Genomic DNA, 12,897 nt, shown 5'->3' with positions numbered 1-12,897 from the left:
CGGCCTGGCAGAAGCGGCAGCCGCGGGTGCAGCCGCGGAAGATCTCCACCGACATGCGCTCGTGGACGGTCTCGGCGAGCGGGACCAGGGGCTGCTTGGGGTAAGGCCATTCGTCGAGGTCCATGACGGTGTGCTTGGACACCCGCCACGGCACGCCCGAGCGGTTGGGGACCACACGGGCGATCCGGCCGTCGGGGAGGTACTCGACGTCGTAGAAGGCCGGGATGTACACCGCGCCGGTCTTGGCGAGGCGCAGGAGCACCTCCTCGCGGCCGCCGGGGCGGCCCTCGGCCTTCCACTCCTTGATGATGCGGGTCATGTCGAGGACGGCCTGCTCGCCGTCGCCGATGACCGCCGCGTCGATGAAGTCGGCGATCGGCTCGGGGTTGAAGGCCGCGTGGCCGCCGGCGAGGACGATCGGGTCGTCCGGGCCGCGGTCCTTGGACTCCAGCGGGATGCCGGCCAGGTCCAGGGCGGTGAGCATGTTGGTGTAGCCCAGCTCCGTGGAGAAGGACAGACCGAACACGTCGAAGGCGCGCACCGGGCGGTGGCTGTCGACCGTGAACTGCGGGACGCCGTGCTCCCGCATCAGCGCCTCCAGGTCCGGCCACACGCTGTAGGTGCGCTCGGCGAGGACGCCCTCCTGCTCGTTGAGGACCTCGTAGAGGATCATGACGCCCTGGTTGGGCAGACCGACCTCGTAGGCGTCCGGGTACATCAGCGCCCAGCGGACGTCACTGGACTCCCAGGGCTTGACCGTGGAGTTCAGCTCGCCGCCCACGTACTGGATCGGCTTCTGCACATGCGGGAGCAAGGCTTCGAGCTGCGGGAAGACCGACTCGACAGACATCGCGGCGTTACCTTCGTGAGCTGACAGGGGTGACCATCTAGCCTAACCCGGCCGGAGCACTCCCCCGGCCGGGTCGCGGAAAGGCTAGACCGTCATGGACGCGCGGATCGTCTTCCACGCGTCGGGGACCTCGGTCTCCACCGCCGCCGACCTGCGCTCCTCCCGGCCGTAGAGCAGGCCGTAGGTGAAGGTGTTCTCGCCCGCCGCGTGGGCCACCGCGGACAGTTCGCGCAGGGTCGTGCGGGCCATGACGCTGTCCTGGTGGTCGCCGAGCAGGCTCTGGAGCGACTTCATGGACTTGGTGAGGTCCTTGGCCGGGCCGCCGAGGGCGGGCGTGGCGGCCTCGGCCGCGTAGCGGGTGCGCTTGGCCTTCTTGCGGGCCTCGTGCAGGGCGAGGTCGCGGTCGGCTCCCGGCGGCTGCTCGATCGCCTCCTCGACCAGCGCGGACACCTTCCCGAAGTCCTTGCGTACGGCCTTGGGGAGCACCTTGCCCGGCTTCTTGGCGGCCGCCCTGCGCAGCGGCGGGGCGGTGACGACGGCGTCCAGGGTGTCCAGGAGGGTGAGGTAGCGCGGGGAGTCCAGGGCGCCGAGCATCCGGCGGCGCGAGCCGTCCTGGCCGGCGGTGGCCCAGGTGTGCAGCCGCTCGGTCACCGGGCCGTCGACCAGTCCCGGGGGCAGGTCGGCGAGGGCGGCGCCGAGGCGTTCGGCCAGGACCTCCTGGTCGCGGCCGACGCCCAGCTCTCCGGCGAGCCACTTCAGTTCGTCGGCGATGGGGTCGGTGACCTCGCGGTCGAGGACCGTGCGGAAGGAGCGGAAGGTGCTGCGCAGCCGCCGGGTGGCGACCCGCATGTCGTGGACGGACTCCTCGGTGTCCAGGCGTACGGCGGGGTCCAGGGCGACGATCGCGTCCCGCTGGGCGCGGATGTAGGCGAGGACGTGATCGCCCGCGGTGACGGGCTCGCCGGGGGCCGTCGCCTTCCGCTTCGGATGGCCGCCCTTGGTCTCGGCGAGCGCCCGCGCCAGCTTGGAGGTGGACTTCGAGGGGCGTACGCCGGCCTTGCGCAGGCGTTTCTCGACCTTGTCGAGGAAGGCGGGGTCGCGGTCGTCGGCCAGTTCGACCTCGATCTCGGTCCACTGGGTGGAGCCCTTGCCGCCGAAGAGGCGTTCGGCGTGGACGCGGTCGACGCCGATCTCGGCGAGCGGGCGGCCCTCGGCGTCCACGAGGTCGTGGATGTCGCGGGCGGAGCGCAGCCGGACCACGGGCACCAGTTGTCCTTCGCGGACCCGGGCGCGGACGAGTCCGGCGAGTTCTTCGGGCAGGTCGTCCTGGAGGGGGACCCGGATCTCGTCGCGGACGCCGGGTCCGACGGGGAGTTTCAGATGCCAGCCGGCGTCGGAGCCGCCGGTTCTGCGGCGCAGGGTGACGGAGGCCGCCGCCAGGCGCAGGTCCGAGGTGTCGTAGTAGGTCGCGTCGAGTTCCGCGGTGCCCTTGTCGAGGACGTCGGCGACCCCGGGGACTCCGGTGAGGTCGGGCAGTCCGCTGTCTTCGGATTCGTACTTGCGCTCGATCTCGCGTTTCGTCTCCGCCATGAACAAAATCTAGTCGCACTCGGGCCCGGAGGGCAGTGCCCGCCGGGCCCGAATGACCACTATTCGCCGTGGTGACGCCCCGCCGGGCGCTAGGCCGACATCGGCCGCTGCACCCGGATGGACTGCAACAGCCCCACCGCCACCCACACCGCGAACATCGACGAGCCGCCGTAGGAGACGAACGGCAGGGGCAGACCGGTCACCGGCATGATGCCGAGGGTCATGCCGATGTTCTCGAACGACTGGAAGGCGAACCACGCCACGATCCCGGCGGCCACGATCGTGCCGTACAGCTCGGTCGTCTCGCGGGCGATCCGGCAGGCGCGCCACAGGACCACGCCGAGCAGGACGACGATCAGTCCCGCGCCGACGAAGCCCAGTTCCTCGCCCGCGACCGTGAACACGAAGTCGGTCTGCTGCTCGGGGACGAACTGGCCGGTGGTCTGCGAGCCGTGGAAGAGTCCGGCGCCGGTCAGTCCGCCGGAGCCGATCGCGATACGCGCCTGGTTGGTGTTGTAGCCGACGCCCGCCGGGTCGAGGCTGGGGTTGGCGAAGGCGGCGAACCGGGCGATCTGGTAGTCGTCCAGGATGTGGAGCTGCCAGACGGCGACCGCGCCGGCCGCGCCCGCGCCGATGAGCCCGAAGATCCAGCGGTTGGAGGCGCCGGAGGCCAGCAGCACGCCCAGCACGATCATCACCATCACCATGACCGACCCGAGGTCGGGCATGAGCATCACGATCAGCATGGGGACGGCGGCGAGGCCGAGCGCCTGGACGACCGTGCGGTGGTCCGGGTAGGGCTTGTCGCCGGCGTCGACCCGGGCCGCCAGCAGCATCGCCATGCCCAGGATGATCGTGATCTTCACGAACTCGGAGGGCTGGAGCGAGAAACCGCCGCCGAGCTGGATCCAGGAGTGCGCGCCGTTGACGGTGGAGCCGAGCGGGGTGAGCACCAGCAGGATCAGCAGCACCGACAGGCCGTACAGCACCGGGACCGCGTTGCGCAGGGTGCGGTGGCCGAGCCAGACGGTGCCGATCATCAGGGCGAAGCCGATGCCGGTGTTCAGCAGGTGCCGTACCAGGAAGAAGTACGGGTCGCCCTGGTTGATCTCGGTGCGGTTGCGGGTCGCGGAGAAGACCAGCACCGAGCCGATCAGGGACAGGGCGATCGCCGACAGCAGTATCGGCCAGTCCAGCCGCCGGGCCAGCGAGTCCCGGGCGAAGACCCGGGTCCAGCCGGCCCGTTCGGGCCCGTATCCGGAGACGGAGAAGCTGTTCGCGCCGGTCATGTGCACATCCTCCGGCTTCCCCGGTCCCGCTGCCGCCGTCCGCGCCGCTGTCTGCGGCGGGTGTCGCGGTTGCTGTTGCCGGTCTGCTCCACGGTCCCTGCGGGCTGCGAGGCGTCCGGGTCGGGCACGCCCTCCTGGCTGAGGCGCTGCTCCTTCGCCGGGTCCTTGGTGACCTTGGGCGCCTTGATGGTGCCGTCCGCCTGGACCTTCGGCAGGCCCTTCTGCGGGGTGGGCAGCAGGGCGTTCTTCTTGTCGATCGTGCCGTCGTCGGCGATGCCGTACAGCGCGTCGTAGATGTTGCGCACGGCCGGGCCCGAGGCGCCGGAGCCGGTGCCACCCTGGGAGATCGTCATCACGATCGCGTAGTCCTCGGTGTACGTGGCGAACCAGGACGTCGTCTGCTTGCCGTAGACCTCGGCGGTACCGGTCTTGGCGTGCATCGGGATCTTGTCCTGCGGCCAGCCGCCGAACCGCCAGGCGGCCGTACCGCGGGTGGCCACGCCCTCCAGGGCCTCGTCCATCTTGGCGAGGGTCTGCTTGCTGACGGGCAGTTTGCCGTGCGCCTTGGGCGCGATCTCGCGGACCAACGTGCCGTCGGGGCTCAGGACGGCCTTGCCGACCGTCGGGTCGTACAGGGTGCCGCCGTTGGAGATGGCGGCGTAGATGGTGGCCATCTGGATCGGCGTCACCAGGGTGTCGCCCTGGCCGATGGAGTAGTTGATCTCGTCACCGGCGCGCATCTTGTTGCCCTCGAGGCAGTTCTCGTACGAGATCCGCTCGACGTAGGTGCCGTCCTTCTTGCCGGTCTTGCACCAGGCGTCCTTGTTGGCCTTCCAGTACGACTGCTTCCACTCGCGGTCGGGGACCCGGCCGGTGACCTCGTTGGGCAGGTCGATGCCGGTCTCCTTGCCGAGGCCGAACTGGTGGGCCGCCTTGTAGAAGTAGTCCTTGGGCTTCTTCTTGGGGTCGATGCCGCCGTCCTTCTGCCACTGCTGGTGGGCGAGGCTGTAGAAGACGGTGTCGCAGGAGACCTCCAGGGCGCGGCCGAGGCTGATCGGACCGTAGTTCGCCGACTCGAAGTTCTTGAAGACCTGGCCGCCGACGCTGTAGGAGCTGGAGCAGTCGTAGCGGCCGTCGAACTCGTACCCCGCCTCGACCGCGGCGGCCGTGGAGACCACCTTGAAGATCGAGCCGGGCGCGGCCTGACCCTGTATGGCCCGGTTGAGCAGCGGGTAGTTGGAGTTCTTGCCGGTGAGCTTCTTGTAGTCCTTGGCGGAGATGCCGCCGACCCAGGCGTTGGGGTCGTACGACGGGTTGGACGCCATGGCGACGACCCGGCCGGTCTTGGCCTCCATCACGACGACGGCGCCGGAGTCGGCCTTGTAGTTCTCGTGGGTGTTGCGGTCCCACTGCTTGCGGGCTTCCTTCATCGCCTCGTTCAGCTCGTACTCGGCGACGCGCTGGACGCGGGAGTCGATGCTGGTGACGAGGTTGGAGCCGGGCTCGGCGGCGTCCGCCTCGGCCTGGCCGATGACCCGGCCGAGGTTGTCGACCTCGTAGCGGGTGACGCCGGCCTTGCCGCGCAGTTCCTTGTCGTACTGGCGCTCCAGGCCGGAGCGGCCGACCTGGTCGGAGCGCAGATAGGGCGAGTCGGTGTCCTGGGCCTTGGTGAGTTCCTCGTCGGTGACCGGGGAGAGGTAGCCGAGGACCTGGGCGGTGTTGGACTTGCCGGGGGCGGTGTAGCGGCGCACGGCCTCCGGTTCGGCGGTGATGCCGGGGAAGTCCTCGGCGCGCTCACGGATCTGGAGGGCCTGCTTGGCGGTGGCCTCGTCGGTGATGGGGATGGGCTGGTAGGGCGAGCCGTTCCAGCAGGGCTGGGGCGTCTGGGCGTCGCACAGCCGGACCTTCTGGAGCACCTCGTCCGGGTCCAGGCCGAGGACGCCCGCGAGCTTGGTCAGGACGCCCTTGCCGTCGTCCTTCTGCTTGAGCAGGTCGGTGCGGGAGGCGGAGACCACCAGACGGGTCTCGTTGTCCGCGAGGGGCACGCCGCGCGCGTCCAGGATGGAGCCGCGCACGGCGGGCTCGACGACCTGCTGGACGTGGTTGCCGGACGCCTCCTTGGCGTACTCGGCGCCCTCCCGGATCTGGAGGTACCACAGGCGTCCGCCCAGGGTGCCGAGGAGGGAGAGGACGAGGATCTGGATGACGACGAGCCGGGTCTGGACCCGTGGGGTCCGTCCGGTCTCGGGAATGTTGGTCATGGTGTGGCTGTCTCCCCCTCTCGGATCTGTTCAGGTGTCATGTCCGACGAGCCTGTGAGGCCCGGCCGCGCTACGGTCACAGCCGCTTGACCCCCTTGATGCGGCCGGCCCGGGCCACCCGCGCCTTGGTGACCTTCATCTTCAGTCCGCCGCGCTGGCCGCCGATCCGCAGGCCGGTGCCCGCGGAGAGCCAGCCCGAGGAGAGGTCGGACGCCTTGGAGGCGGAGCCGGTCTCGGCGAGCGGGTCGTTCTCCGCGCGCCGGGCCAGGAACATCACGACGGGCACCACGAACGGGGCGAGCAGCAGGTCGTAGAGGGCCGCCGTGAACAGCAGTCCGGTCAGGCCGACATGGCGGGCGGCGGTGTCGCCGACCAGGGCGCCCACGCCCGCGTAGAGCAGGGTGGAGCCGACGGCGGCGCCGACCACGACCAGCATCGGGCCGGTGGCCGACTTGATCTGGCCGTTCTCCGGTTTGATCAGCCCGGCGAGGTAGCCGATGACGCAGAGCACCAGGGCGTAGCGGCCGGCTGCGTGGTCGGCGGGCGGGGCGAGGTCGGCGAGGAGCCCGGCGCCGAAGCCGATGAGGGCGCCGCCGACATGGCCGTAGACCATGGCGAGGCCGAGGACGGTGAGGAGCAGCAGGTCGGGGACGGCGCCGGGCAGATGGAGGCGGGCGAGCACGCTCACCTGGATCACCAGGGCGACGACGACCAACGGGACGGAGAGCAGGATCCGGTTGACGCGCATGGGGTGTGTCAGCTCCTACTGCTGCGGGCCGTCGGCGTTCGGGGTCACGGTGACGGTGACCGTCGGGGTGGGCACCGGCTTGGGCTTGGCCGGGAGCACGGTGTCGCGCGGGTCCTTCTTCGGCGCCTGGACGACCACTCCGATGATGTCGAGCTTGGTGAAGCTGACGTACGGCGTGACGTAGAGGGTGCGGGTGAGGTCGCCGCCGGAGGGGTCGACCCGGGAGACCACGCCGACCGGGACGCCGGGCACGAACGGCTTGTCGGCCTGCGAGCCGAAGGTGACGAGCCGGTCGCCCTTCTTCACGTCCGCCTTGCCGTTGAGCAGTTCGACGCGCAGCGGCTGGTCGCCCTGGCCGGAGGCGAAGCCGAGTTCGTCGGAGCCCTCCATCCGGGTGCCGACGGTGAAGTCCGGGTCGTTGGCGAGGAGTACGGTCGCGGTGTTCGGGCCGACCGTGGTGACCCGGCCGACCAGGCCGTCGCCGTTGAGGACCGTCATGTCGCGCTTGACGCCGTCCCGGGCGCCGACGTCGACGGTGATCGTCCAGGAGAAGCCCTGGGCCGCTCCTATCGCGATGACCTGCGCGCCCTTGATGCCGTACTGGCCCGCGCCGGCGGTCTTGAGCATCTTGTCGAGCTGGTTGAGGCGGCTGCGGTTGCGGTCGTCGCTGCCGAGCTTCGCCTTGAGGGCCGCGTTCTCCTTCTCCAGCGCGGCGAGCCGGTCGTGGCGCTCACCGGACTCGCGGACGGCGGAGACGGCGTTGCCGACGGGGTTCACCGCCGAGGCCACTCCGTCCTCGATCGGGCCGAAGACGGTGGCCGCGGCCTGGCGGGCGCCGTCGACCGGGGAGTCCTCGCCGCCCCGGATGTCGACCGTGATCAGCGCGAACGCGACGGCGACCAGCAGCACCAGGAGCAGCCGGCTCTCTCGTGTGTCCCTCACGTGCGGCGGCCGTGCCCTTCCTCGATAGGAAAACAGGAACCAGACTGTGGAATTCGGGTAGCCCCTGGCCAGAAAGGCCAAGGGCGCTTTGTCGGAGCTTATGCCTCGATATCGACGATCCGCCGCACGAGAAGGGATCGTCCCGTACGGCGGAATCGAAGTGTTACGTCATCTGCGGGGCGCGGCGTCCAGGACCTGCTGGAGCGCCTCGAACTCCTCGACGCACTTGCCGGAGCCGAGCGCCACGCTGTCCAGCGGGTCCTCGGCGATGTGGATCGGCATACCGGTCTCCCGGCGCAGCCGCTCGTCCAGTCCGCGCAGCAGGGCTCCGCCGCCGGTCAGAACGATTCCGCGGTCCATGATGTCGCCGGACAGCTCCGGCGGGCACTTGTCGAGCGTGGTCTTCACGGCGTCGACGATCGCGTTGACCGGTTCCTCGATCGCCTTGCGTACCTCGGCGGCCGAGATCACGACGGTCTTGGGCAGTCCGGACACCAGGTCCCGGCCACGGATTTCGGTGTGCTCGTCGGAGTCGAGGTCGTACGCCGAACCGATCGTGATCTTGATCTGCTCGGCCGTCCGCTCACCGAGAAGGAGGCTGTACTCCTTCTTGATGTGCTGGATGATCGCGTTGTCCAGTTCGTCGCCCGCGACGCGGATGGACTGTGCGGTGACGATGCCGCCGAGCGAGATGACCGCGACCTCCGTGGTGCCGCCGCCGATGTCCACCACCATGTTGCCCGTGGCCTCGTGGACCGGCAGGCCGGAGCCGATGGCCGCGGCCATGGGCTCCTCGATGATGTGCACCTGACGGGCGCCGGCCTGGGTCGACGCCTCGATGACGGCACGGCGCTCGACACCCGTGATGCCCGAGGGCACACAGACGACGACCCGCGGCCGGGCGAGATACCGCCGCTTGTGGATCTTCAGAATGAAGTAGCGGAGCATCCGCTCGGTGATCTCGAAGTCGGCGATGACGCCGTCCTTCAGCGGACGCACGGCGACGATGTTGCCCGGCGTCCGCCCGATCATCTTCTTCGCCTCCGCGCCGACCGCGAGGATGCCACCGGTGTTGGTGTTGATCGCGACGACGGACGGCTCGTTGAGTACGATCCCGCGACCCCTGACGTACACCAGCGTGTTGGCGGTCCCGAGGTCGACAGCCATGTCACGGCCGATGAACGACATTGAGTTCCCCATCAGGATTCGACTGGCCTTCCCATGAGCGTGTGACGGCTTTTTCAGGACGGCGAGGTGGGTGCTGTGACGTGAAGGGTTACATCGTAGACGCGCCTTCTCGAACACTGCGCGAGGGTCTTCGCCATTGTCAGCAGATGCGGCACCGGCTCGCTTGTGGAGACGGTCCATCGGGGGCACGCGTTCCCCCGATCGGCACGCATATGCCGAAGGACGGCCGAAAAGGTACGGCCGTCCCAGGTCAGGCGGACGATCGAGCTGACGGTGACTCAGAATTCTCCACGAAAACTTTGCCCACCGCGCCCCGGCGGCATGCGGTCGGCTACGCGCGGCCCGGGAAGAAGATCTTGACCTCGCGCTCGGCGGACTCCTCGGAGTCGGAGGCGTGGATCAGGTTCTCCCGGACGATGACACCGAAGTCGCCGCGGATCGAGCCCGGCGCGGCGGCGATCGGGTCGGTCGGACCGGCCAGCGCGCGCACGCCCTCGATGACCCGCTCGCCCTCGACGATCAGGGCGACGACGGGGCCGGACAGCATGAACTCGACCAGCGGCTCGTAGAACGGGCGGCCCACGTGCTCCGCGTAGTGCGTCTCCAGGGTGGCGCGCTCCAGGGTCCGCAGCTCCAGCGCGGTGATCCGCCAGTCGGCCTTGCGCTCGATACGGCTGATGATCTCGCCGGTCAGGCCACGACGGACGGCGTCGGGCTTGAGGAGGACGAGGGTGCGCTGGCTCACGAGGGGCTCCTTACGACTGCTGTGGTGCACTACTGCCGGGGTGCGGTGGGACGAGATTACAGGGCGTGATCACGGGCGGGAGCACAGGGCAGGGCTCGGGCGGGTGGGCCCGCTGTCACACCGCGTCCGCCGTGTCCGCCTGGGCCGCGAAGCGGGCCTTCGCCTCGTCCACCTTGCGTCCGTAGTGCACCGACGCCCACCACAGGCCCGCGAACAGCAGCCCCACGATGAACATCATCGGGACGAAGAACCCGGCCGCGACCAGCGCGATCTGGAGCGCCCAGCCGAGGGCGACGCCGCCGGGCCGGGTGACCAGCCCGCACAGCACCACACAGGCGAACATCGCGATCCCGCACACCGTCCACACCGTGGACATGGCGAGGTCGGGGTCCTTCATGGCGACCAGGCCGGCGAAGCCCACGATGAAGAACTCGCCGATCAGGGTCGAGGAGCAGAGCGTACGCATGACGGGGCCTCAGCCCTTCCCGAGGAGCAGCCGGGCCTCGCCGACCGTGATGACGGAACCGGTGACCAGCACACCGCCGCCGGTGAACTCGCCCTCCTCCTCGGCGAGCGTGATCGCCGCCTCCAGAGCGTCGGGCAGCCGCGGCTCGACCTGGACCCGCTCGTCGCCGAACACCTCGACGGCGATCGCGGCCAGCTCGTCCGCGTCCATCGCGCGGTGGCTGGAATTCTGCGTGACGACGACCTCGGCGAAGATCGGCTCGAAGGCTTCGAGGAGCCCCCGGACGTTCTTGTCGCCGCTCGCGCCGACCACACCGATCAGCCGGCTGAAATCGAACGCCTCGCCCACCGCGTCGGCGGTGACCCGGGCGCCCGCCGGGTTGTGGGCGGCGTCCAGCACGATCGTCGGCGAGCGGCGCACGACCTCCAGGCGGCCCGGCGAGGACACGGCCGCGAACGCCTTGCGGACGGTGTCGAGGTCGAGCGGCTCGGCCCGCTGGGCGCCCACGCCGAAGAACGCCTCGACGGCGGCGAGCGCGACGGCCGCGTTGTGCGCCTGGTGGGCGCCGTGCAGGGGGAGGTACACCTCGGGGTACTCGCCGCCGAGTCCGCGCAGGGTGACGAGCTGGCCGCCGACGGCGACCTGCCGGGCGACCACACCGAACTCCAGGCCCTCGCGGGCCACGGTGGCGTCGACCTCGACGGCCTTCTTCAGCAGGACCTGCGCCGCGTCGACCGGCTGCTGGGCCAGGATGACGGTCGCGCCCTGCTTGATGATGCCGCCCTTCTCGCCCGCGATCTCGGCGGGGGTCTCCCCCAGCCGGTCGGTGTGGTCGAGATCGATGGGCGTGACGACGGCGACGTCGCCGTCGATGACGTTGGTGGCGTCCCAGGAGCCGCCCATGCCGACTTCCACGACGGCCACGTCCACCGGGGCGTCCGCGAACGCGGCGTACGCCATGCCGGTGAGCACCTCGAAGAACGACAGCCGGTACTCCTGCTGCGCGTCGACCATCTCGACGTACGGCTTGACGTCCTGGTACGTCTCGATGAAGCGCTCGGCGGAGATCGGGGCGCCGTCCAGGCTGATGCGCTCGGTGACGGACTGGACGTGCGGGCTGGTGTAGCGGCCGGTGCGCAGCTCGAAGGCGCCGAGGAGGGCCTCGATCATGCGGGCCGTGGACGTCTTGCCGTTGGTCCCGGTGATGTGGATGGAGGGGTACGAGCGCTGCGGGTCGCCCAGGACGTCCATCAGCGCGGAGATGCGGCTGACGGAGGGCTCCAGCTTGGTCTCGCCCCAGCGGGTGGCCAGCTCCGTCTCGACCTCGCGCAGGGCCTTGTCCACCTCGGGGTCGGCGGGCCGCGCGGGAACCTCCGCGCTCGGCCCGGCGCCCTGGGTGCGCAGAGTACGGCTGCCGGCCTCGATCACCGCGAGGTCGGGATCACGGTCGGTCTCGGCGGCGACGATCTCGTCGAAGGGGTCGCTGTCACTCACGGGGCCAGTCTAAGGCGGCGCCTGTGGAAGGGGGTGGCTGATCCCGTCGGGCGGGTGCGGGTTCGCGGGGGCCGGTCGCGCAGTTCCCCGCGCCCCTGGGTGGGCCGATGGCGTCCGGGGCTCCTTGAGCGCCCGTGGAGGGCGGCGGCTGGTCCCGCTGGGCGGGTGCGGGTTGGTGCGGGCCGGGCGCGCAGTTCCCCGCGCCCCTGGGTGGGCCGATGGCGTCCGGGGCTCCTTGAGCGCCCGTGGAGGGCGGCGGCTGGTCCCGCTGGGCGGGTGCGGGTTGGTGCGGGCCGGGCGCGCAGTTCCCCGCGCCCCTGGGTGGGCCGATGGCGTCCGGGGCTCCTTGAGCGCCCGTGGAGGGCGGCGGCCGGTCCCGCTGGGCGGGTGCGGGTTGGTGCGGGCCGGTCGCGCAGTTCCCCGCGCCCCTGGGTGGGTTGATGTGCGCGGCGTTGTACAGCTCCGGCGTCCGCGGGTGTGCCGCAGGTGCCACCGTAGCCGCGGGCAGTCGTGCCGCTGGGGCGGCACGGGTGGGCGCGGCGGCACCCCGCGAGCGCCGGGCTGCGCAACGCCCCCACGGCAACCCGAGGCCCCGGAACTGTGCAGCTCCGGGGCCTCGGGGGACGTGCGCGTCTACGCCTCCGGGAGGCGGCCGAGCTGGGCCTGGATGCGCGTGATGTCCTCGTCCGCCTTGGTCAGGCGGCCTCGGATCTTGTCCACGACGTTGTCGGGGGCCTTGGCGAGGAAGGCTTCGTTGCCGAGCTTGGCGGTGGCCTGGGCCTTCTCCTTCTCCGCGGCCGCGAGGTCCTTCGCCAGGCGCTTGCGTTCCGCGGCGACGTCGATCGTGCCGGACAGGTCCAGCGCGACCGTGGCGCCCGCGACCGGCAGAGTGGCGGTCGCGGAGAACGCCTCGCCCTCCGGCTGGAGACGCAGGAGCTGGCGGATCGCCGCCTCGTGCGCCGCGAACGGCGTGCCGTCCAGCTCCAGGCGGGCCGGAACCCGCTGGCCGGGCTGGAGGCCCTGGTCGGCGCGGAAGCGGCGGACCTCGGTGACGACGGCCTGGAGGCTCTCGATCTCCCGCTCGGCGGCGGCGTCACGGAAGCCCGAGTCGCTCGGCCAGTCGGCGACGACGATCGACTCGCCGCCGGTCAGGGTCGTCCAGAGGGTCTCCGTGACGAAGGGGACCACCGGGTGCAGCAGCTTCAGCGTGACGTCGAGGACCTCGCCCAGGACGCGCTTGCTCACCTCGGCCGCCGGGCCGCCCGCCTGGAAGGTGGTCTTGGACAGCTCGACGTACCAGTCGAAGACCTCGTCCCACGCGAAG

General features: G+C 70.6%; 10 protein-coding genes and 1 pseudogene. All 11 read right to left on the bottom strand.

The genetic code is table 11. The features are described 5' to 3' along the window. Positions 1–850, bottom strand: a pseudogene (locus G6W55_RS35465) (B12-binding domain-containing radical SAM protein); the annotation flags it as partial. A gap of 84 nt (positions 851–934) precedes the next feature. Next, positions 935–2,440 (bottom strand): CYTH and CHAD domain-containing protein, encoded by a 1,506-nt coding sequence (locus G6W55_RS35460; RefSeq protein WP_175524753.1) that lies wholly within the window; start codon positions 2,438–2,440, stop codon positions 935–937. 89 nt (positions 2,441–2,529) lie between these two features. Next, positions 2,530–3,729 (bottom strand): rod shape-determining protein RodA, encoded by a 1,200-nt coding sequence (gene rodA / locus G6W55_RS35455; RefSeq protein ID WP_175524752.1) that lies wholly within the window; start codon positions 3,727–3,729, stop codon positions 2,530–2,532. Beyond that, positions 3,726–5,990, bottom strand: a complete 2,265-nt coding sequence (gene mrdA / locus G6W55_RS35450; RefSeq protein WP_175524751.1) for a penicillin-binding protein 2 — start codon at positions 5,988–5,990, stop codon at positions 3,726–3,728. Before mrdA ends, rodA begins: the two co-directional genes overlap by 4 nt. A 76-nt stretch (positions 5,991–6,066) precedes the next feature. Beyond that, positions 6,067–6,738 (bottom strand): rod shape-determining protein MreD, encoded by a 672-nt coding sequence (gene mreD, locus G6W55_RS35445; RefSeq protein WP_085207360.1) that lies wholly within the window; start codon positions 6,736–6,738, stop codon positions 6,067–6,069. 15 nt (positions 6,739–6,753) lie between these two features. Continuing rightward, positions 6,754–7,680, bottom strand: a complete 927-nt coding sequence (mreC, locus tag G6W55_RS35440) for a rod shape-determining protein MreC (protein WP_175524750.1) — start codon at positions 7,678–7,680, stop codon at positions 6,754–6,756. A gap of 168 nt (positions 7,681–7,848) precedes the next feature. Next, positions 7,849–8,868 carry a rod shape-determining protein gene (locus G6W55_RS35435; protein WP_030779466.1) on the bottom strand — a complete coding sequence of 340 codons (1,020 nt, stop codon included), beginning with the start codon at positions 8,866–8,868 and terminating at the stop codon, positions 7,849–7,851. Positions 8,869–9,199: 331 nt separating this feature from the next. Beyond that, on the bottom strand, positions 9,200–9,613 hold the full coding sequence (gene ndk / locus G6W55_RS35430) for a nucleoside-diphosphate kinase (RefSeq protein ID WP_175524749.1): 414 nt from the start codon (positions 9,611–9,613) through the stop codon (positions 9,200–9,202). 115 nt (positions 9,614–9,728) lie between these two features. Continuing rightward, on the bottom strand, positions 9,729–10,079 hold the full coding sequence (locus tag G6W55_RS35425; protein WP_030779472.1) for a DUF4233 domain-containing protein: 351 nt from the start codon (positions 10,077–10,079) through the stop codon (positions 9,729–9,731). A 9-nt stretch (positions 10,080–10,088) separates the two neighbouring features. Continuing rightward, positions 10,089–11,573: a folylpolyglutamate synthase/dihydrofolate synthase family protein gene (locus tag G6W55_RS35420; RefSeq protein WP_175524748.1), complete on the bottom strand. Its 1,485-nt coding sequence runs from the start codon at positions 11,571–11,573 to the stop codon at positions 10,089–10,091. A gap of 633 nt (positions 11,574–12,206) precedes the next feature. After that, positions 12,207–12,897: class I tRNA ligase family protein (locus tag G6W55_RS35415; protein WP_175524747.1), on the bottom strand; the 691-nt coding region annotated here is incomplete at its 5' end.

Origin of the sequence: Streptomyces sp. CAI-85 (assembly GCF_013363615.1) — a bacterium.
Classification (GTDB): Bacteria; Actinomycetota; Actinomycetes; order Streptomycetales; family Streptomycetaceae; genus Streptomyces; species Streptomyces antibioticus_B.
This window is presented reverse-complemented; position numbering and strand designations above follow the sequence as displayed.